Here is a 20,948-nt window from a genome sequence, read left to right as displayed (position 1 = left end):
GCCGCAGGTGGCGGAGATGGATTTCGACCGGGAGATCTCCCGGATGTCCGAGCAGGTGGATCGGACGGCGGAACGCGCGGGGCAGCAGTTCGCCCGGATGGGCCGGATCTCCGGCAAGGCGGAGGCGCCGGACGGTGCGATCCGCGTCGAGGTGAACCCCGGTGGCATGCTGACCAGCGTCAAGCTGACCCCCCTCGCGCTGCGCAGCGGTGCGGAGGCGGTCGCCGAGCAGATCATGCACCTGGCGAACCGGGCGACCCGCCGGGCGGGCGACCAGATGTACCACGCCCTCGCGCCCGTGCTGGGGCCGAGCGGTGAGAAGCACCTGCGCTCGCTCGGCTACGAGCCGATCCCGGAAGACGACGAGGACGCGCCCCCGATGCCCGGGTACGGAAGGTGAGCACGCCGATGGTCGAAGAAGTCCCCATCGTGCGGACCACCAAGCAGCTGATCGCCGACGCCGAAGCCCGCCAGGAAGCCTTCGCCCAGGTCCACGACCTGATGGCGAGCGCCACCGGTACGGCCCACGATCGGGACAACACGATCGAGGTCACCGTGGACGCCCGCGGCAAGCTGCAGAAGCTGTGGCTCGCCCCGGCCGCCGTGAACTGGGGGCCGGCCCGGCTCGGCGAGCTGATCGTCGAGGTCGCCGAGGTCGCCATGCGCGAGGCCACCCAGAACAGCTACAACAAGGTCGCCCTGCTGCTCGGCGAGGACCTGACCTACGCGATCGAACAACTGTCCGGTATGCCCGCCCCCGCCCGCGCCGAGGACGACGACCCCGGCATGACGGTCGAGGAGTTCCAACGGCAGCGGGAACTGCGCCTGCGCGGCACCCAACGCCGCACCCCAACCCCCGCCCCGGCCCCCGAAGATGACGATGTGTACTCGTTCGATCCCGCTTCGCTACGCTCCGACCGCTGACCCGACCCCCCGTGCGGCTGCGCCGGGCCGTCATGTACCGTATGTACCTACGAGGTGATGAGTTCACCTCAAAACTCGGGGCTATGGCGCAGCTGGTAGCGCACCTCACTGGCAGTGAGGGGGTCAGGGGTTCGAGTCCCCTTAGCTCCACAGAAGAAAGTTCCAGCTCAACGCCTCTTTTTCAGATCCTGCAGACGCAGGTCATGATCCTAGCGTCTCACAGAATCTCACAAACGGTCTTCACTACCGATCTCCAGCAGCGTGTCGAGCTTCTCCTTTCCCTGCAACAGGTGGTCGACCTGCGGGATGACGTAGTGCCTCCTGGTGACGCGGCTGCCGAGGGCGTGCCCGGCCCACGCGCTCACGATGGAGCTCGGCACGCCCGTCATCTCCAGGTAGGTCAGACACACGTGGCGTGCCCAGTACCACTCGATCACGGGCACCCCTGCGGCGATCATCAGTCCCTGCGCCTGGCGCCGCAGCCAGTCGGTCTCCTGCGGCCGCCCCGACTCGTCGACGAGGATGTAGCCGGAGTACTCGTATGCCGACCCGGCGCGTTGCCGTTCCCGTTCCTGCCGACGGTAGAGCCGGTTCAGCGCGGCATCGGCTCGCCGCGGCAGCGGCAGCCAGCGGTTGCGAAACTCGGTCTTGCCGGGCTTCTCGTCCACCACGCGACCGTGCTCCGTCCAGACCGTCGTCCGGGTGTTCGCCCCCGCGTTGATCATCGGTGGCTCACGATCCAGGCCGTTGAGCACGCAGCAACTCTCTCCCTCCTCCAGATCGATGACCGTGCCCCGGACCGCCCACGGATCGAGCACGGGACAGGTCGGCAGGTGCTTGCTCAGCCGCACGTCCTCGTCCCACCGCACCCCGCACACCTCGGCGGGACCCATGCCCATCACCCCTAGCAGGATCGGGCCTTCCAGTCGGTGCCCCGCGATGCTGTTGAGGTAGGTCCGCACCATCGGCGTCGTCCAATGCTCCTTCCTCTTCTCGATCTTGCGCGCAGCGTCCGCCCGGCGGGCCCAGAGCGGGATCTTCGTCTCCTCCGCGACGTTGCGGTCGAGATAGCCCCGATTCTTGGCCCTCCTCAGGTAGGTCCGGACGGCTTTGATGGTCATCTGCACCGTCGTCACACTCAGTCCGGTGCCGGGCTCGCCGCCACGTTTGCGGCCGGATCTCAGCATCCACTCCACCAGGTCGTCCATGTCCTGCTCGGAGAACTCCGACAACGGCTTTTCCCCGTAACACTCCTTGGCGGGGCGTACGGTATTCCGGTTCCTCTCCTGCGAGTGCAGTTCGACATGTTTTGCATCCTCCTCGACGCACCTGTCGAGCCATTCGCCGACGGTGACTTTCGTAGGGGTGATGTACTTGGGTGACTTGACCTCTTTCTTGATCCTCTTGTATTCGTCCTTGACCTTATTCTTGTCCCAGCCGTCGTCCGGGTCGTACGTGAAGGTCTTCTGAACACGCTTCTCGGTGATGGGATCTTTACCCAAATCCAGGACAAACCGATAAACCTGGTGTCCGTTCTTGTGGGTTATCGTCTTGATCGGATCCGGTTTGGCAGTGGATGCCTTCTTGGCCAAAGGCTACTCCTTCCTCGTGGACTTCCCTCCTTTTCCGGGAGAGGAGAACTTGATTCCACGCTCGCGGAGATCCGCCTCGATGAGCGCGGAAAGCTCACGCGTCGTCTTGTTCCGGCGGGCTTTGCGGTCGCCGGCCTCCGGCTGCTCGCGATCGCCAAGCCTGGCGTCGCGCTCCTCGGTCAGTGTCTTGTCCCAGAGCGCATACGCGGAGTCCAGGACTACCTGCGGGGCGACGCCAAGTCTCGCGGCAAGGACCAGATCGGCGTCGACCGGCGCCGGGTGCAGCGCCGCTTCCGCCGCCGCGATTTGATCCCGCGCACGAAACAGTTCCGCCCGCTTCGCGCCCGAGGGCAGATCGCTCAGGTCCTGGCGAACGTGGTCGCCGCGCAAGATTGCCCGGATCAGGCTGCGGCCCACGATCCGGTGCTCGGAAAGCCTGACTTCCCCCTCTCCCGCGGCGAACTCGCCAAGGGCCACGTTGAGCGCGGTCGCCAGTACCAGCAGATCCTCCACACGAAGTCCCTGCCGGCGACCGTTCTCGATCGCCTCGACCTTCCGGCGGTCCCACGCCGGATCGTGCGCACGCGCGAGCTGCGCGACCTCCTCCTGGGTCAACTGCAACTGCTCCCGCAGGCGGCGTAGATTGTCGCCGATCACTGCGCCGATTGCCTGCGGTGGTGTCACGATCGCAGTCTGCCACTTTGTGTGCTTGTTTGACAAGCACACATCATTCCACGACACTACACCTCGTTGGCGACAGCACGTCAGATCCCGCAGGGGGGTAGAAGATGGACGTGGTGACAGGCAAGCCTCGCCGCGTGCTAGGGAACCGGGCGCGGACAGTAGGGCAGATCGCACCCTCGCACGTCGGAGAGATGATCGCATGACCGCGGCGAAGGAAGCATCCGACGAGAAAAGGCCGACCCTGGAGGAACTGAAGGCATGGCCGGCGAACGTCTCGGTCGACCAAGCGGCAACGGCGCTGGGCATCTCGCCCTCACACGCGTATGCGCTCATTAATGACGAGGAGAACGGCTGCGGGGACCCCAAACGGAAGTTTCCCGCCAAGTTCTACCGCGCCGGCGAATCCATCCGCGTGGTCACCGCATCAATTATCGATCTCATGTCCGCCTAAGCGTGATCGCATCGCGGTCATGCTTAGGCGGGGCCTGCATGGCAACGGTCGCCGCGTGGACACCGCGGCTCATCCCTCGGATCCCGCCCGAACTGGACGCCGCAACTCCCGCGAGGGCTCCGGTGAACCGGGTCCGAGAGCGATGGTTGCCGTACATCAGCACAGCCTTGACCGCGCCTATGGGTCGTCACCATCGGTTGGCAATCCCGGCGCTTGCGGTGTTTCCGGACGGCGCCCAGCTTGAAGTCACCGACGAACCCGACCTGTGCCCCGGCTCGGTCTGGGACCCGCGTTTACCAGCCCGACCACCAAGAGTTACCGCTGTTGCTCCACTTGGGTGATACAGGGCTGCTTGGTGGCGGGTCAATGATGACTCTGCGTGGATGATGATCTAGGGTAACCGGCGGGGAGAGACAGCAAGCGCTTGCCGTGATGCCCATCCGGACGGCGAGTTCACGTCGATGTCGTTGACATTGGCTGGAGCGTCGGGAGTGAAGCTTGACGGATGGGCGTGGTGTGCCTGCGGAATGGCTCGTCGGAGGCGAGCCCCCGCCGGGGATAGTGCTGGCTAGTGATATCCGAGAGGTGGCGTCTGCGCCGGGAGCGCTTCTCGTGGTCTCGGGCATTTCGGAACCGTGGGTACGAACGGCTTCGATTCGATCCACGGTTGGCCCTGTCTTTGCGTTTGACCTGCAAGGCGCTAATGGTGGTTCGCAAACCTGTTGGTGGAACCCTTTTCGTCGTATTACTAGTGTTGCGGCAGCTGCAGGTTTGGCTCGCTCTTTCTTGGAAGCACATCGCTCTGCGCTTCAATCGTGGCGGCTCCATGCTCGGCAAGGGTTTGCCGATCCATTGGTTGTGATGCGTAATTTGTTGCTCGCAGTGGCATGTGCGGGTGGGTCGTTAGTGGATCTGAGTGATTGGCGGGACGCTCGTGACCTCGAAGACGCTGTAATCCACCTTGAGCATGCCCAATTTTATGCTCAAGCGGCGTCTTTGAAGTCCTTGTTCGACAATCCGGCCAGACTCGATTTGGTTCTTGAAATTCTGTCCATTGTCTCGACAGGGTTCGCCGACGCGTTACTGGTTAGATGGGTGACCCCGCCCGATGGTCGCGAGAAGGTGCATGGAATCACTGAATTTAGTCCTTGGGAGTTTGTTGCTGGCTTCGATGGACGCTGTCCCACCGTTTATGTGATGAACGCCGCGACGGAGGGCGGTGCCGCGGCGATAGCGGCGGCATTAGTCGATGAAGTCGTAAACGTGACTGTGCAGGCTGCCGCCCTCTCGGCTGGAAGACTCGACCCGCCGGTGACCATTTGGAACGAGCACTGGATCTCACAGGATTCGCACGGTGCTCGATGAACGGGTGGCGGCCTTTGTCGGGGTGTGTCTTGTAGAGGGGAGATTTGAGCGTGGAAGAATTCAAGGTTTGGCTTGATGGCGAGCGGTCAGAGCTAGTTTTCACCCCGGCGCCGGGAGAATGCGGCGGACGCTTGGATCCTGGTCAGACGCTGATTGCTGATGATCTTGCCCGGCAGATTGACTTCCATGTGTGGCCGTCAGTGTCGCCCTGGGCGATCTCTCGACAGGCGCGTACGGTGTGCGCGCATATCGATTACGAATCCATTCATCATGGCCAGCCGGAGTTGTTCGAGCGACGAAAGCAGTTCGGTGCCCCGGCACTGGCCGATATTTGGGAGGCCAAACACCAACTGGCAGGGCTGGGCTACCCCCTGTGTCTGGACATGGAGTTGGAAGATATCGACGGCGAACTGGCGTTGGTGTTGTGTGGCGCTGGAGTAGTTGGTCACCTCAGTGATGAAGCTTGGGAAGTTGCGGCCGCACTGCTGACCACTGACTGGTCCGAGGTGATCGAACCGGACCCCAATCTCGAAGACGGCGATCAACTGGAGCGTCCTGCGCGGCCGCCGACCTCGGTCGGCAAACGGAGTCTTCCGGTGCGGGTAACGCCACTCGGATGGCAGGTAGGCGACTGGGTGCATACCTGGTGGAGCTACCCCCTCATCGGACCACCAGATAGTGGAGCTCATTCGGTGACCATCGCTCGAAGGTCTTGAGGACGACCGCGGGATGGGTGGCGGGCGGCGAGCGTGCGCAGTTGCGGGCGAGCAGGCCGCGCACAGTCGGCCGCGTAGTTCGGCAACGTTGGCGAGCAGCCCAGCTTGAAGTGGCATGGAAGCCGAGGTCGGCGGCGTTCCCCGTAGTCGCAGCCTCAGCGCGGTCAGCAGCCTTGGTCACGTTGAGTGCTCGGCTTCAGTCTTGGTCTGTCGCGTCCGGGTTGCCAATGGTGACCGAGGCGATGCGGTCCGTAGGTGGGCACCCACCTTTGATCTTCGGCGGACCCGCGCCGACAAGTAAGATTGGCCGCTATCCGTAACTGATATACACCTGTTTGGAGTAATATTCCGGGCGAGAATCGGCCTTCTCGTGACTCTCGGTCATATTTGTGGTTAGCTCTCGGGCATCGTGACCGGAGCGGTCGGACAACTCCCCGGCGTTGAGCAGGCGTCGACGCCGGGATCCGGGAACGATGCTCAATATTGCGGAGAGTGACCGTCGTTAGGGCAAGGGGGGAACCTTTGGTTGCGACAGCACGGTGTAAGGCGTGGCGGAGACCGGGTCGGCCGGTGAGCTCGCTGGGCTTCCAGCCCGAACCGCGAGGGCGCGGCACCAGTTCAGCCCGGGGCGGACCCTGACTTCCGCCGAGCTCCCTTTATCGGATCGACTTCCATGTGTGGCCGTAGGTGTTGCCGCAGGTGCTTGCGTCGCGTCGCGTACGGCCTGTGTGCAACTAAAGGTGGAGCACACGCCCTGGTGGAGTGCGGGGGTTGCGGACCCGTCACCTGGAAACACCGGGGCCATATAAGTCTCCAAGAGCCGAAGGCCTATCGGCGCGCGCGCAAGCGAACGACGTGCCGGCGCATGGCCGGTAGGCCAAACGCGCATTGGTTTGGCCACTTGCGCCGGACCCTTGCAAGTTTCCGACTCGCTTTGCAAAACTCCACGTAGCGCAGCAACTGCGGCTATGTGGTTCGGCCCGATCCCTTCAGTCTCAGGGCGTGGCCATTCCGGCACCGTGTCCGGCACCACCGGATACGGCTGTCGGCCATGGACATGCGGACGTGGGATCTTTCTCTACGGCAGTGTCACCAACGGATTCCTGGGGCCTCGCCGTCGACACCGCCGACCGTTCCGCTCGAGAAGCCGATTTCATGCCCCGTGTCCTTCACCGAAAGGCCCGCTATCCAGCGCGGCCTCGACGGCGATTCAATCCCGGGGAGGACATCGACATGACCGCAGGCGACCGGAGGCTCCGCCGGCTGGCCAAGCAGACGATCCACGACCTGGTCCAGGCGGATCCCAACCCGCGCGAGCGGTGCGTCAGTGGTAACCGCTCACTGGACGGGTTTCTCGACGCGATGCTCGCGGGCCTAGAACTACGGCGCGGACGGCCGATCGAACTCGTCGAATCCCCGCATCTGGCCCGCAGGACCTGCGGTGCGGTCGTCCGCTATCCCGACGTCGACTTCGTCTGTGTCGCGGCCGGGCTCACGCCAGTCCACCGCGCGCATTGCTTCTTGCACGAATTCGGCCACCTTGCCTACTTCCACGATATGCCCGGCGTCCCGCGCGATACCGCGGCCACGCGCACAGTCACCGCCAAGGGACAAGTCGGGAACGAGCTTCTCCTGGACTGCGCGGCCCTGGAGATGCTGCTACCGGGGCGCGATCCTGCTCTCGCGCAGGGCTATCTCGGGCGCAACGTCTATGGCACCAGCGAAGAGCGTGCGGTCGAGATCCTCGCCTCGGTGGCCATGACCGGCGTGGGCGCGTGCCGTGCCACCCTCACCGAATCCTTCGAGGTCGACCCGGCTGACACTCTCCAGGCGCTGTTCGTGCCCCGTAGTCAATCCTGCACCTTGCGCCCCTGATGGCCGAGTACGCCGTGTTCCTGGTGGCTCTCGTGGCCGCCGCGTGCAAGCTTCTCACCAAATCCGGGCCGACCGTTCCGGCGTTCCGATACGTGGTCGCGGTGCTGCCGCTCGGCGGGGCCTCGACGGCCGTTGCCTCGCCGGAGACGCTGAAACTGATGGCTGAATCCGGGCTGGAACCGTGGCCGCATTTCACCTTTCTCGTGGGCAACGTCCTGGCGATGGCCGCCGCCTACTGCATGATTAAGATTCTCGGGTTCCATTTCCATTCCGCGGGTGCGCGCCGCCGCGCCCGCTGGTACGGAATCCTGCTGGCGTGCTGCACGGTCGCAATGGTCGAACTCATGCTCTCGGTGGACGCCGGCCCGGCACATGATTTCGTCACGTCCTACGGTGCGAAGCCGCAGGTAATGGTCTACCAGTTGCTGTATCTCGGGTTCATCTCCGCCGCCGCAGGCGAGTTCTTGGTCATCGTGCGGGGCTACGTCCGCGAGACACCGTTGGCCCGCTGGGCACTCGTCGGGCTCCAACTGGAGATGGCGGGTGCGATTGTTGCCCTGGTCTGGACCACGTGGGGCATGATCAAAGGCGTCCTCGCCGCCTGTCACATCGTATCGCCGGTGTTCTCGAATTCAGCGATGGGAGCCATCGGGGCTGTATGCCTCGTCTTCATGGCCGCTGGCATCGCATGGACCGCGTGGTCCTCGCCGACGGCGAAATTGCGCCGCTGGCTGTGGAGTCTGCGCACCGTCTACACGCTCGCTCCGCTATGGCGGCAACTCTCCGTCGCCGACCCGGACAAGATCCTGAACACCAGCCGCTATGGCGGCGCCCTGCTGTGGGCGATCATCCGCCCGGCCTACGTGCTTCACCGGCGCATCATCGAGATCAGGGATTGGCAGTTCACCCTGCGCGCCTACTGTCCTCGCGAGATACGTAACTGGGCCGAGGAACAGGCGGCGCAACGTCAGTTGAACAAGACAGATAGCAACACCTTCATTGAAGCTGTGGAACTCATTACCGCGCTCGCCGCGCATAAGGCGGGCCACCGATGTCGCGACACCGCCACGCCTCCGAGCGTGCTCGAGCCCCCAGAACCACATCAGCACGGTGAAGCCGACGCACTCCGGCGCGTGCAAGCGCTGATCCGGAATGGCGCCCTGCTCCACGAGCTACGCGCCGAGCCCAGCTTCAGCTTCCCCGGACCTACCGAGTAGCCGGCGGCGCAACGCCGCCTTAAGCCGCCGGTTCGGTAGACGCACCAATCACACACCGCTACCATAGGTACTCGCAACGTAGGCCCGTTCCCTTCAGTCTCAGGGCGTGGCCATTCGTCGGAAGCCACACGCCTGCGCGCGCTCACGCCCGCGACTAGCGGGCCTTCCGGCCGCAACGGCGAGACCTCTGCCCATTGTTGGTGTGACCGCCTGCGTGGCACGCTCGCCGGACGAACGACACACACCGTGGGGGACAGGGGTGCGAACACGATTCTGCGCGGTAGCAACGACCATCGCCGCGTTGTCCTTGGTGCTCGTCGCGTGCGGCGGACCGTCCGGAACCGCCTCGGATCCCGACGCCGCGCAGGCGAACTACCCGCCGACGGCGGTGTCCGACTGCGGTGGCAGGCAGGCGAAGTTCACCGCGCCGCCGAAGCGGGTCGTCGCGCTGACCACCAGCGTGCTGGAACTGCTGTTCTGGCTGGGCGTGCAGGACCGGATCGTCGGCATCGGCTCGCCCCCGAAAATCGCCACCCTTCCGCCGGGGTTCGACGCCGCGGCCCAGCGGTTGCCGAAACTGGCCGGGAGTTACGCGCCCGGTTCGTACAAACCGGTGCCGCGGGAACAGTTGCTGGGCGCCCAGCCGGATTTCGTGGTCGGCGGTTTCGCGTCGAACTTCGACGCCGACGGGGCCACCAAGCAGCAGGAGCTGGCCGACGCCGGGGTCCAGTCGTACCTGGCGCTGAGCACGTCCTGCCCGGCGGCGACCACCAGCCCGCGCGCCGATCTCGATCTGGTGTTCCGGGATCTGGAGAACCTGGGTGCGGCCTTCGGCGTCCCCGATCGGGCGCAGGCCCTGATCGGGGAGATGCGGCGCAAAACCGGGGACACCGCACGCGCCCTGGGCGGAGTCCCGCCCGTGAGCGTGTTCCCGTTCGAATTCGACGAGGGCACGCAGACCCCGTACGCGCCGGGAAACCGGCAGGCCGTGAACGCGGTGATCACGCTCGCCGGTGGGCGCAGCGTTTTCGCCGATCTGGACAAGCCGTACCAGAAGGTCAGCTGGGAACAGGTCGCCACCCGCGATCCCCAGGTGATCCTGCTGATCGTTTACGACAAGGGGAACCAGGCCGAAACGGACGCGGATTTCGCGGCCGCGGAGAACTTCGTCCGCACCTTCCCCGGCCTGGCCGGGACCACCGCGGTCAAGCAGGGCCGGTTCGCGCGCCTGGTCTACGAGGACGGTTCCAACGGCGGCGTGCGCAACGCCGACGCGGTGGTTTCCCTGGCGCGCCAGCTGCATCCGGGGCAGGTCAGGTGATCGCGCGGCGCCGGACCGCGCTCGTGTTCGCCGCCCTGGCCGTGGTGTTGCTGGCCGCCGCGACCGCCGGGATCGCCTACGGCTCGGTGACCGTCGCCCCGGGGGTGGTGTGGCGGATCCTGTTCCACCGGATCACCGGGCTCGGCGATCCGGGCGGCTGGACGCTGACCCAGGACGGGATCGTGTGGAACCTGCGGCTGCCGCGGGTCCTGCTGGCCGCGCTGGTCGGCGCCGGGCTCGCCGTGGTGGGCGTGGCCGCGCAGGCCCTGGTGCGCAACCCGCTGGCGGATCCTTATCTGCTGGGCATTTCCTCCGGCGCCTGTGTCGGCGCGGTGCTCTCGATCGTGGTGGGCCTGAACTTCTGGGGCGTCACCTCGCACGCGCTCGCCGGATTCGTCGGCGCGCTGGGCACGTTCGCCGTGGTGTACCTGCTGTCCCGGCGCGGTGGCGCGCTGGCCCCGACCCGGCTGCTGCTGGTCGGTGTGGTGATCGGGCACGCGCTGCTCGGCGTGACGAACTTCCTGGTGCTGCAGGCCGACGATCCCGGTAAGACCAATTCGGCGCTGTTCTGGTTGCTGGGCAGCCTTTCCGGCGCGCGGTGGGCCGATCTCGGCATCCCCGCGGCGGCCCTCGCGCTCGGCCTGGTGGCGCTGCTGGCGCGCGGCCGCGGGCTCAACGCGCTGCTCGTCGGCGACGAAACCGCGGCCAGTATCGGTGTCCCGCCGGGCCGCCTGCGCCGGGAACTGTTCGGCACCACCTCGCTGGTCACCGGCGTGATGGTCGCGCTGTCCGGGTCCATCTACTTCGTCGGGCTGGTGGTGCCGCACGCCGTGCGGCTGCTGGTGGGCAGCGATCACCGCAAGGTGCTGCCCGCGGCCGCGCTGGCCGGGGCCGGGTTCCTGATCCTGGTCGATCTCGCCGCGCGGTCGGTGCTCGCGCCCCAGGAGATCCCGGTGGGGATCGTGACCGCGGTGATCGGCGCGCCGGTGTTCCTGCTGCTGATGTCCCGGCGACGACTGTCGGAGACCGGGTTGTGAGCCTGCGACTGGACGACATCCACGTCGAACTGGCCGGGAAAACGATCGTGGCCGGGGCGTCCGTGCTCGTCTCCGCGGGCGAGGTCTGCGGCGTGGTCGGGCCGAACGGCGGCGGGAAATCCACGCTGCTGCGCACGATCTACCGGCACCTGCGCCCGAAGTCGGGCCAGGTCCGGCTCGACGACGTGGACGTACTCGCGCTGCGCCCCGCCGAGGCCGCTCGCCGGATCGCCGGGGTACCGCAGGAAACCCGATCGGACTTCGACATCACCGTGCGGGAAATGGTGGCGATGGGCCGCACCCCGCACAAACACCCCTTCGCCGCCGAGACCAGGACCGACCGCGCGATCGTCGCCGACGCGCTGCACCGGGTCGACGCGACCGCGCTGGCCGACCGGCACTACGCGACCCTGTCCGGCGGCGAACGGCAGCGCGTGCTGCTCGCCCGCGCGCTGGCCCAGTCGCCGGAAGTCCTGGTGCTCGACGAACCGACCAACCACCTCGACGTGCGCCACCAGCTCGACCTGCTGCGCCTGGTCCGGGAACTGGCGCTGACCACGGTGATGGCCGTGCACGACCTGAACCTCGCGGCGGGCTGGTGCGACCGCCTTCAGGTTCTCGCGGAGGGGCGGATCGTGGCGAGCGGCCCACCGGACGAGGTCCTCACCCCGGCCCTGCTGCGTTCGGTGTTCGCGGTGGACGCGGACATCACCACGCATCCGCGCACCGGCCGCCCGCATCTCATCCTGTCTCCGCTCGGCTGATCGGGGACGTCAATGGCTTCGGCTGATCGACAAGAACGTTGGTGTTTCGTGGGCCTTGGCCCAACCCCAACCGATGGTTTCGTGCGGGCCGGCGTCACGTCGGCTGTGACCCCGGCCCACCAGCCAGTGTCCCAACCCGGGAGAGGAGCCCGCAGTGAAGTTCCGGCGCACCCGCAGCCTTGTCGGCTACTGGCACCAGGGTCAGTTTGTTTTGGAGGACTACCTCGCCCCCAAGTCCTCAGACGTGGACGAAGACAACGCCATGGTTATCGACGAGAGCACCTGGAACTTTCTGTGCCTGTTCGACGACTGGATGGATATGGAAGCTGCTGTCGTGGCGTCGCCGGAATACACGCCCGAGTCTGTTCGGGAAGCTGTGGACGCGTTGGTGGAGGCTGGGCTGCTGCACACCCCCGAGCAGACCGCCCGGGAGGACCTGCTGGTGAACGAGTGGGCGAACTGGAGTGAGGAGGCGCGCTTCTTCCACTTCGGCACCAAAGACGCGGTGTACATCGGGGACGACGAGGACCACCGCCGCGAAGCTGCCGCGGTGGCGCTGGCGAGCGGGCCGCCCCCGCCCATCTTCAAGACCTACCCGGACGCGCCCCGGGTCCGGCTGCCGCGTGCTTTCCTGCCGCTGCGCGGCGAATTCGGCGAGGTACTGCTGGCGCGGCGCACGCACCGCGACTTCACCGGCCGGGCCGTCGGATTGCGCGAGCTGGCCACGGTCCTGCACTACACGTTCGCGCCGATGTACTTCGTGGACGCGCGCGAGTACGGGACGCTGCTGATGCGCACCAGCCCTGGCGGCGGGGCGCGGCACGAACTCGAGGCGTACGTCGGAGTGCTCAATGTGGACGGTGTCGCGCCCGGCCTGTACCACTACAACACCGAGCAGCACAGCCTCGAGCTGCTCGACGCGGAGTTCGGCGCCACCGAGGTCGACCGGCTTTCCTTCGGCCAGGAAATGGCGATCACCGCGGGATTCGTGGTGTTCCTGACCGCGCTGCTGAAACGGGCCACCTACAAATACGCGCATCCGCGCACGCTGCGGATGATCCTGCTCGACGCCGGTCACCTCGCGCAGACCTTCGACCTGGTCACCACCGCGACCGGGCTCGGCCCGTTCCAGACGGCCGCGTTCCGGGACAGCGAGGTCGAGTCCGCGCTCGGGATCGACGGGATCAGCGAGACCGCGCTCTACCTGCTCGGCGCGGGCCACCCCGCCGGACCGGTCGACGGCCACCCGATCGACATGACCGTCGCCCGAAAACCGAGCCGCCGATGAGCGGTACCGGATGCGGGGATGAGATTGGGAACGTGAAAGTCCTGGCGGATCCGCGCCGGGACTAGGAACGAGGAAGGGAGGTGAATCGATGACGAAACCGGCCGTCGTTGCGCCACTGCGCTCCACGCAGCAGGCAAAGAACAAGCCTCAGTCACAGCAAAAGATCATGACGGTGACCGTGCGTGGTACGAAGACCCGCAGCAAGTTGCTGTCGAACCACTTCGCCTGAGCATGAAGCGAAGCGCAAGGCGGGGGTGGAGCACAATGGACCTGTGCTCCACCCCCGCTGGGCGTACGCTAGCAGCACCACACCTCGACTCGATTCGAAATCCCACGACACGCGCGGATCCACATGCCGGTCAGCCGTCGCCAAGGCCGAGGAGGGGCACGACCTCCGGTGGATAGAAGTAGACGAGTACGTTCGACGGGTAACTCGTTGTGCGGACAGCGATGGCCTGAAGCGTCAGCTCGCGATAGCTTCCGTCCCGCTGACTCCGGCCGCCGGTGGCGAACCGTGCACGGATCAGCGGTGACGGCTCCGCTCGTACCAGCAATAGCTCTGGTGTGTTGTGCTGCGCAGCGGTTCGAACGAGCATCGCCATCAACCGCTCAAAATCGTCGGGATGGCACATCTCGCGCAGCAGGCGGTCAATGGGGAGGTACAAACCGAGCAGGTCGAACCGGTTGCTGCGTGACCACATCGCCCCGGTCGAGGTGTCGATCATCGCGTGTGGAGGCGCCACGGACGTGTGTGCGCCCGCCAGGTCCTGCAAACCCTCGACCAGATCGTTCTCGCCTGGTCGCTCATCCACCCCGGTCGTGGTCCCGCGGAGCAACTGGACATCCGGGCTGACCCCGAACGCCGTCGCGGCAGTGGCTTCTCGCCACAAGACCTGATGGAGGGTCTCTACTTTGCCTGTTCGCCTGTTTCCTTTGTGGAAGCGCTCATAGTGCGGCGTGTTGTGGGGGGCCCGTAGCGCGAGCTCGAACGCCCGGCGTAGCACCATGCGGTATGCGTACCCGACGTGCTCGTCGAAATACTGGGCACCGTGCCACCAGCTCAGGGCAGGATCGTCTGGATCGGTCTGCTCGGGGGCCGGTTCGGTGCCGTAGAGCAGGTGCATAGCTGGCGAGAGGTACATGCGCGCGCGCCGCTCTGCTGCGGCAGGCGGGACCAACCACTCGAACGCTCCCACAACCGGCGGTGACGCCCGTTCTTCGCCATAGCGTCCCAGCCAGGCAATCGGCGCCTTCGTCCACGGTCCTAGGATCGGAACGATCTGCACCACCAACTGCTCGCCGAACTTCGTGACCTCACGGGCGGCCTCCCCCTCCCCGCGTTCCCGAGCCTTCAGTAACGCTGGAAGAACCGTTCGGTTGGCCACCATATCCAGGGTCGAGGTGGCGGACTTTCCCTGGTACGGGGCAGGACCGATCTGCTGGATACGAAGCGCTGCGTCGAACAGGATCCACTGGCCCATGTGCCGTGTCGCCGCTCCCTTGCTCACCGCAGCATCGACCGCCCACCAGCAGGTAGCCAGCCCCACGATTGGCCGCACGTCACCAGTGAATCTCCCGAGTTCCTGACACGATCGTTCTTACTTCACGGTAAGTCTAGGAGGTGATCTCCGAAACCGCTGGTGGTTGCCATTCACGGCATCATGACATGGTGGCGACGACCATGACGAATCCGTGGACTTTCGCCGCCCGCCAGAGCTGTGGGCTACCCGGGTCACGCCGCTGCGGGTCGCTCGACGAGCTTGCCGTTGGTGAAGGTCGCGCCGGCGCGGACGAGAGCGGCCAGGTGTGGCGCGTTCACCGCGCGCCAGCGGTCGTGGGCGGCCTCGATGAGCTTGAAGGTCATGGCGAGCCCGGCGGCTCGGGAGCCGGGACCGCAGGTGATCTTGGTCCGGTGCCGAACGGTGAGGACCGGAGCGCGCATCCCACGCCGGGCGCAGTCACGCAGCAAGTCCGCCCACCCGGGGAACCAATGCGTTGCCGCAGGGCAAGTCGGGATCACGCCTGCGGTGGTGACCAGCCGTACTTGCGGATCAGGTCCTCGTCGAGCAGTTGCATCTTCCCGCCGCCCAAGGACCAGTCCTCCCGCCCGGACTCCTGCAGCATGATCAGCACATCGTCCGGTCGCACGCCGGCTTCGGACAGGTTGGCCACGATCGCCTGGTAGAGCGCGAGTTTCATGTCCCGGGTCCGCCCGCGGGTGAGCGTGATCTCCACCACCACCGGATCGCGTCGATCACCGTCGAGGAAGTGGCGGTCTACGTGGAAGGCGGTGGCCGGTTGCGCGTCGACGATCTGGAACCGATCGTCCGGGGGAACGCCGAGGGCGCTGACCAGCGCGCTGCGCACGCCTTCGGCAACGGCTGCGCGCATCGGTTCGGGACGGTCCGTACTCAACGTGATCCGGACGAACGGCATGGGGACCCCTTCGGTGGCTATTTCGCCGATTGTCGTGACGCCTTCAGTGTCAGGTAGCGGTCCGGGATGCCTCGTCCCCGCCGCCCTGCGTCTCCTGAAACTCATGCCTGGTCGTCGCTGGCCGGTGCGCGGAACTTGACTTCCGCAGCCCCGGACTGGGTGCTGCGGCGCCGGTTGAGGTCGCGCACCAACGCTGTCAGTTCGCGCAGTTGCTCGGGATCCACTGCGCTGAGTTCCGCGGCGAGTTCCTGCACGTCGTCGGAGTGCGAGCCACCGCGTAAGGCCACAATCGTGCCGCCTCCGGCCCGCTCCTGATACACGAACTCTGCGGCGACAACGATTTCGTCTAACGGCCGATGGTCGGTCGTGTCGAAGAACGCGGTGGAGACCTCGTAGAACTCGGCCAGCTTGTCCAGCAATTGGCGTTTGATGCCCTTTGTGGCCGTGCCGTTGAACAACTTGGAGGCGTACGCCGCGCTGATGCCTACCGAGCGTGCGACAGCGGATTGGTTGTAGCGCCGCTTCACCTCGGATTCGGTGAGGCCTTGGCCGAGGCTGTCCGCGCGGCGGCGCCGGTCCAGATACCGCAAGCGCCTGGCGAGCTCGCTGGGGAAGGAGTTGCTGGGCGACTCGACGTCGTCGTCACGGTCGGATCCAGTCATTGATACCCCACAGAAGCCATCCAGGTGTTCCTAGCGGTTGACATTCTACATGACCAAGCCGCGCAGTGTTTCCTAGTGGTTGACATCGTGAGGAGTTGACCTATCCTCGGTCCCAGGGGTGTTCCTGCCAGGAAACATCGCCATTGGCGAGGTGAACCGTTGGCAGGGCGCCGGGATCGGCGTTTGCACTGGTCAAGGGTGCAGTTTTGCGAACTTTCCGCACCTGCGCTCTCGGCCAGGGCGGACAAGGGGGGATGGATGGATTCGCGCACCCTGAGGCGGTCACGTCGCTTCCCGCGCGCTGGAACGGGATCGCGCTGTGCTCTACCCAGGACGTGGATGCACTCCACCCGCCGCCCGGGGGAGACCGGCGGCCAGATGGGGGGAAACTGGCTGGCCAGCCTGGTCAGGGTCGGTGTGCGGCGGCGGAGCGAGCAACTCGCTTACGTGCCGCGCACCGACCCGCATCTGCCGGTCCCGTACGCCGGGCGACCTGCTCGAGAGGGGAGGTGAAGCGCCCATGCCGCTGCTGGCAGAGCACAAGGACCTCCCCGGCCTCTACGCGACCGATTTGGACGCGGTCGAACGGGAAGCGCGCCACATGCTCACCGACGCCGCGTTTTCCTACGTCGCCGCGGGTGCGGGATCAGGTGCGACGGTCGAGGCCAACCGTGCCGCGTTCGCACGGTGGGGCATCGTGCCCCGTGTTCTGCGGGACGTCAGCGGTCACCAGCCGACGACGGTGCTGGGGGCGACCTCGCCGGGGCCGGTCCTGCTCGCGCCGGTTGGTGCGCTGCGGCTGATCCACCCGGACGGCGAACACGCGCTTGCTCGTGCGGCCCGCGAACTCGGCATACCGTTCGTGCTCTCTGCCGCCGCGTCCGTCCCGCTCGAACACGTCGCCGAGACCAACGGGCCGGGTGACCGATGGTACGAGTTGGTGTGGACCACTGATGAAGCGGTGAACGACAGCCAGATCGAACGTGCCCGGGCCCATGGTTACACCGTGCTGGTCATCTCCGTCGACCTCCCGATGGTGGGGTGGCGGCCGCGGCATCACGACGTCGCGAATCTCCCGTTCCTCGAGGGGATCGGCACGGAGAACCTCGCCCACGACCCCGCGTTCCTGCTGGGACTCGACGGCAAGGGTGACGAACGTGCGCAGGTAGTGCGCCGATGGGCGGAGATCATGACCGACCCGACGCGCACCTGGGATGACTTGGCCCACGTACGGGATCGGTGGGACGCCGGTCCCATCGTGCTCAAGGGCATCCAGCACGTCGACGACGCGCTGCGCGCCGTGGAAGCGGGCATGGACGGGATCGTGGTGTCCAACCACGGCGGCCGCCAGGTGGACGGCGCGCTCGGCGCGCTGCATGCGCTGCCGTCGATTGCTGACGCGGTGCGCACGCTGACCGCCTCGGCGGGCCTGCCGAAGACTACGATCTTGTTCGACAGCGGTATCAGGTCCGGCGCCGACATCATCAAGGCTGTGGCCTTGGGCGCGGACGCGGTGCTGCTTGGCCGCCCGTGGGTGTATGGCCTGGGCGCGTTCGGGCCTGATGGCATTGGGCATGTGGTGCGAAGCATCCTGGCCGACTACGGCCGGACGCTGGGCAACGCGGGCTACGCCAACGCCTACGAACTCACCAGGGCCGCGGTCAGGGAGGTGTCTTGATGCCGCAACGCGCCGGAACCTCCCCCGTCCACGCGGCCCCTCCGACGGTGCCCGCCGCCCGTTGCGGCGGAAGCACCGACCACGACGTCCGTCAATTCGCGGTTGGAACGCCACGATCGAAGACTGCGTTGCTGGTGAGCATCGCGTCGAAGCCCCGGGACCCTCCACAGAGGACCAGGCCGTCGACTCGCGCAGTTGCCGATCCGCAAACCGACGGATCATTGAAGTGAAAGCCCGGCTGCGGTCGCGTTCTCGCGACCCTGCACCTCAGAGGGTCGCGCCTCCCCGGCAATGCGACTCGCAGCCGTATTGGTCTCGCCGCGTCCTGTCACGGATGGGCGATTCGCGGGGCGCGGCGAGGCCATCCTACCGATTACGTGCAACCACCGAACAAGGTTCGGGCAAGACCAGTCGGGGTGCGAGGTGGTCACCCCAGCGCCACCGTGCCCCGGCTCCACCGGTTCCGTCGCGTGTCACCTCAGCTGTTGGCCCCGGCACGCGGGCGGAACCGGCACCAAGTTTCCGGGAAAGGAGCGAGCACCAATTACCCCGTTCGCGCGGTGTAGGCCGGTGAGGCGCCTGCATCGCGCGCTCACGTCCGGGAAAGTGTCCGCAGCACGCTAACCCATGGCGCACAACCTCATCCTGCCGGTTCGGCCACAAAACCGAACTGGCTATTCGAGCGTCTAGATTCCATGCCGAAGCAGTCAACGGATAATTGTCGAAGTGCTCGGCAAATAACTATTGACTACATTGTGTCTTAATGCCAAGGTGGCGGGGCGAATCGGAAATCTTTCGGTTCGACAGCAAGGGGAACACTGGTCCGCTCCAGGTGCACGGGAACCAGTTGTCAGGGGAAATCGATTGTGGCAGTGAGCGATCCGTCACGTCCTCGGTGTGAAGGTTGGTTTCTGGGAACGTCGCTAGACGACAATTCTGGCGCGGGTTGGTGACATTCGAGGAAACGGGGGAAATATGGCAGTAGTGCGATCAGCCCGCATCGCGGGCGTGGTGGCGGGAGCCGTGATGTTGGCCGGGATGGCTGCGGTGCCGGTCTCGGCGCAGGCGACCGGCAGTCCCGCGGAGACGACTGACCGCGCCGTGGTGGCGGGCACACACCCGAGTTGGGCGCTCCCACAGGCGCGCGTGGACGCGGTGGACACCAGCCAGCAGCGGGAGATCCGGATCGCGCTTGGGCTGCGCGACCCCAGCGGCGCGCGGCAACTCGCGCAGGCGGTGTCCACACCCGGATCGCCGCAGTACGGCCAGTTCATCACCGCGCAGGAGTTCGCCGACCGGTACGGGCCGACCGCCGAGACCGTCAGTCGCGTGCAGGACTGGCTGCGCGGCCAGGGCCTGGCCCTCGGAGAGGTAGCGGGCAACCGTCATTTCGTGGCCGCCCGCGGCACGGTCGCGCAGTTGCAGGTCGTGTTCGGCGTCCGGCTGGCGACCTACCGCAAGGGCCCGCTCACCCTGGCCGCGCCCGAAAGCGACGTCAGCGTGCCCCGCTCCGTCCGTCCGGCGATCACCGCTGTGCTCGGGCTCGACGACAGCGACCGCGCGGCCACCGCGACCGCACATCCCGACCAGGGCGTCACTCCCGCCGACACGCCCCGACTCGCCGCGCCGGACCAATACTGTTCGCGGTATTGGGGCGAGCACTCCAACCGCGACGTGCCCCAAAAGTATGGGAACGGGCGGCAAAGCAACCGCCTCTGCGGCTACACCGCCGGGCAGACCCGCGCCATCTACGGGCTCGGGGCCGGGCAGACCGGTGCCGGGCAGACCATCGCCGCGACCGGACTCTACGCGTCCCGGACGATCGTCGAGGACACCCAGCGATGGGCCCGTGAGGCGGGAGCGCCGCCGCTGGCACCGGGCCAGTACGAGAATCGCCTGCCCCCGGGCGGGATTCCGAGCAACTGCTCCGGCGGCGACGGCGAGGCGACCTGGAACTTCGAGCAAACGATGGACATCCAAGCCGCGCACGCCACTGCCCCGGCCGCACAACTTCTCTGGTACGCCTCGGGCGACTGCAACGGATACGACGGGCTCAACCGCGCAGTCGCCGAGGACCGCGCCGGAATCATCACCAACTCCTGGACCTCGAACCTACGCGACAACGAAATTCCCAGCGCGACCCGCGAACAGTTCGAGGCGATCGCAGTGCAAGCCGCCGTGCAAGGACAGGCGTTGCTGTTCGCCTCCGGAGACATCGGGGACGACTCGCGTGGCACGCGCACGCCCGGGGTCCGGTTCCCGGTTTCCTCACCATGGGTCACCGCGGTCGGGGGCACCACCGTCGCTCTTGACCGGGACAACAAAATCGCGTTCACCGGCGGGTGGGAGAACTCCGGCAACACGCTGACCAACGGGCGATGGGTCCCGCAGAATGATGCCGACGGACCATTCGCCGGCGGCGCGGGCGGCGGCCGGTCCACGATCTACGACCTGCCCGCCTATCAGCACGGTGTTGTCGGCTCCTCCGACGGGAAGCGGGCCGTGCCCGACATCGGTGCGCTGTCGGACAACTACACCGGCATGCTGGTCGGCGCCACCGGCAGGCAGGGTTACCTCGCCGGCCCGGCCGGGGGCACTTCCCTCGGCTCCCCGTTGATGGCGGGCATCGTGGCCGACGCCGCCCAGGCCCACGGGCAGGCCCGCCCCGGATTCCTCAATCCCGCTCTCTACCGGCTGGCCGGGAACAGCGCGGCGGTGACCGACGTGGTTCCGCAGCAGGCCGGGATCTGGACCCAGGGCATGGGCGCTCCGGGCGGAGTGACCGTGCCCAACGGCCCGGGCGACTACTTGGTCGATGTCGACTCCAAGCCGCAATCGTTGCAGAGCGCGCGCGGCTGGGATCCGGTGACCGGAATCGGTACCCCGACTACCGGTTTCGTCGCCGCGTTCGGCCGGTAGCCGCCCGCCACCAGTGGTG

The 20,948-nt window shown here is 66.5% G+C and carries 19 protein-coding genes, 1 tRNA gene and 1 pseudogene; 15 read left to right on the top strand and 6 right to left on the bottom strand.

Annotated elements, in window-relative coordinates; translation table 11 throughout:
- The first annotated feature begins 16 nt into the window (after positions 1–16).
- The 3 genes from FXO23_RS17985 (at position 17) to FXO23_RS17975 (ending at position 1,074) form a co-directional block, all read left to right on the top strand.
- On the top strand, positions 17–400 hold the full coding sequence (locus FXO23_RS17985; protein ID WP_158886464.1) for a YbaB/EbfC family nucleoid-associated protein: 384 nt from the start codon (positions 17–19) through the stop codon (positions 398–400).
- Positions 401–408: 8 nt separating this feature from the next.
- On the top strand, positions 409–924 hold the full coding sequence (locus FXO23_RS17980; protein ID WP_158886317.1) for a YbaB/EbfC family nucleoid-associated protein: 516 nt from the start codon (positions 409–411) through the stop codon (positions 922–924).
- Between the two features lie 77 nt (positions 925–1,001).
- A tRNA-Ala gene (locus FXO23_RS17975) sits at positions 1,002–1,074 on the top strand.
- 77 nt (positions 1,075–1,151) lie between these two features.
- Here FXO23_RS17975 and FXO23_RS17970 read toward each other — a convergent pair.
- Both FXO23_RS17970 and FXO23_RS17965 read right to left on the bottom strand, forming a co-directional pair.
- Complete coding sequence (locus FXO23_RS17970; RefSeq protein WP_158886315.1) at positions 1,152–2,516, bottom strand: site-specific integrase; 1,365 nt, start codon at positions 2,514–2,516, stop codon at positions 1,152–1,154.
- A 3-nt stretch (positions 2,517–2,519) separates the two neighbouring features.
- Positions 2,520–3,200: a helix-turn-helix domain-containing protein gene (locus tag FXO23_RS17965; protein ID WP_158886313.1), complete on the bottom strand. Its 681-nt coding sequence runs from the start codon at positions 3,198–3,200 to the stop codon at positions 2,520–2,522.
- Between the two features lie 199 nt (positions 3,201–3,399).
- Between FXO23_RS17965 and FXO23_RS17960 the strand changes: the two genes are divergently transcribed.
- The 10 genes from FXO23_RS17960 to FXO23_RS17915 all read left to right on the top strand — a co-directional run bounded on the left by FXO23_RS17960 (position 3,400) and on the right by FXO23_RS17915 (position 13,463).
- A complete protein-coding gene (locus FXO23_RS17960) occupies positions 3,400–3,651 on the top strand; it encodes a DNA-binding protein (RefSeq protein ID WP_158886311.1) in 252 nt (83 codons plus the stop codon).
- A 906-nt stretch (positions 3,652–4,557) separates the two neighbouring features.
- Positions 4,558–5,016, top strand: coding sequence for a hypothetical protein (locus FXO23_RS17955; protein WP_218952087.1), 459 nt, complete (start codon positions 4,558–4,560; stop codon positions 5,014–5,016).
- 50 nt (positions 5,017–5,066) lie between these two features.
- Complete coding sequence (locus FXO23_RS17950) at positions 5,067–5,732, top strand: hypothetical protein (RefSeq protein ID WP_246257477.1); 666 nt, start codon at positions 5,067–5,069, stop codon at positions 5,730–5,732.
- Between the two features lie 1,233 nt (positions 5,733–6,965).
- Positions 6,966–7,607, top strand: coding sequence for a hypothetical protein (locus FXO23_RS17945; protein ID WP_158886305.1), 642 nt, complete (start codon positions 6,966–6,968; stop codon positions 7,605–7,607).
- Positions 7,607–8,824 carry an MAB_1171c family putative transporter gene (locus FXO23_RS17940; RefSeq protein WP_158886303.1) on the top strand — a complete coding sequence of 406 codons (1,218 nt, stop codon included), beginning with the start codon at positions 7,607–7,609 and terminating at the stop codon, positions 8,822–8,824. The genes FXO23_RS17945 and FXO23_RS17940 overlap by 1 nt, the downstream gene beginning before the upstream one ends.
- A 259-nt stretch (positions 8,825–9,083) precedes the next feature.
- Complete coding sequence (locus tag FXO23_RS17935; RefSeq protein ID WP_158886301.1) at positions 9,084–10,145, top strand: ABC transporter substrate-binding protein; 1,062 nt, start codon at positions 9,084–9,086, stop codon at positions 10,143–10,145.
- A complete protein-coding gene (locus tag FXO23_RS17930; RefSeq protein WP_218952086.1) occupies positions 10,142–11,182 on the top strand; it encodes a FecCD family ABC transporter permease in 1,041 nt (346 codons plus the stop codon). Before FXO23_RS17935 ends, FXO23_RS17930 begins: the two co-directional genes overlap by 4 nt.
- A complete protein-coding gene (locus FXO23_RS17925) occupies positions 11,179–11,946 on the top strand; it encodes an ABC transporter ATP-binding protein (protein ID WP_158886299.1) in 768 nt (255 codons plus the stop codon). Before FXO23_RS17930 ends, FXO23_RS17925 begins: the two co-directional genes overlap by 4 nt.
- A 154-nt stretch (positions 11,947–12,100) precedes the next feature.
- Entirely contained in the window at positions 12,101–13,234 is a 1,134-nt protein-coding gene (locus FXO23_RS17920) for a SagB/ThcOx family dehydrogenase (RefSeq protein WP_158886297.1), read from the top strand.
- 88 nt (positions 13,235–13,322) lie between these two features.
- Positions 13,323–13,463 carry a hypothetical protein gene (locus FXO23_RS17915; protein ID WP_158886295.1) on the top strand — a complete coding sequence of 47 codons (141 nt, stop codon included), beginning with the start codon at positions 13,323–13,325 and terminating at the stop codon, positions 13,461–13,463.
- A gap of 130 nt (positions 13,464–13,593) precedes the next feature.
- Here FXO23_RS17915 and FXO23_RS17910 read toward each other — a convergent pair whose 3' ends face one another.
- The 4 genes and pseudogenes from FXO23_RS17910 to FXO23_RS17895 form a co-directional block, all read right to left on the bottom strand.
- Positions 13,594–14,793 (bottom strand): hypothetical protein, encoded by a 1,200-nt coding sequence (locus FXO23_RS17910; RefSeq protein ID WP_158886293.1) that lies wholly within the window; start codon positions 14,791–14,793, stop codon positions 13,594–13,596.
- A gap of 173 nt (positions 14,794–14,966) precedes the next feature.
- A pseudogene (locus FXO23_RS17905) lies at positions 14,967–15,158 on the bottom strand (IS256 family transposase); the annotation flags it as partial.
- A gap of 92 nt (positions 15,159–15,250) precedes the next feature.
- Positions 15,251–15,625, bottom strand: coding sequence for a tautomerase family protein (locus FXO23_RS17900; protein WP_218952085.1), 375 nt, complete (start codon positions 15,623–15,625; stop codon positions 15,251–15,253).
- Positions 15,626–15,771: 146 nt separating this feature from the next.
- The gene (locus FXO23_RS17895) at positions 15,772–16,332 is read right to left on the bottom strand and encodes a helix-turn-helix domain-containing protein (RefSeq protein WP_158886289.1); all 561 of its coding nucleotides are present in this window, start codon (positions 16,330–16,332) and stop codon (positions 15,772–15,774) included.
- 520 nt (positions 16,333–16,852) lie between these two features.
- On the opposite strand from FXO23_RS17895, the gene FXO23_RS17890 reads away from it, so the two are divergent.
- Complete coding sequence (locus FXO23_RS17890) at positions 16,853–18,010, top strand: alpha-hydroxy-acid oxidizing protein (protein ID WP_158886287.1); 1,158 nt, start codon at positions 16,853–16,855, stop codon at positions 18,008–18,010.
- Between the two features lie 984 nt (positions 18,011–18,994).
- Complete coding sequence (locus FXO23_RS17885; RefSeq protein ID WP_246257475.1) at positions 18,995–20,929, top strand: S53 family peptidase; 1,935 nt, start codon at positions 18,995–18,997, stop codon at positions 20,927–20,929.
- Positions 20,930–20,948 lie beyond the last annotated feature (19 nt).

The sequence above is a fragment of the Amycolatopsis anabasis genome (assembly GCF_009765355.1).
Lineage (GTDB): Bacteria > Actinomycetota > Actinomycetes > Mycobacteriales > Pseudonocardiaceae > Amycolatopsis > Amycolatopsis anabasis.
This window is presented reverse-complemented; position numbering and strand designations above follow the sequence as displayed.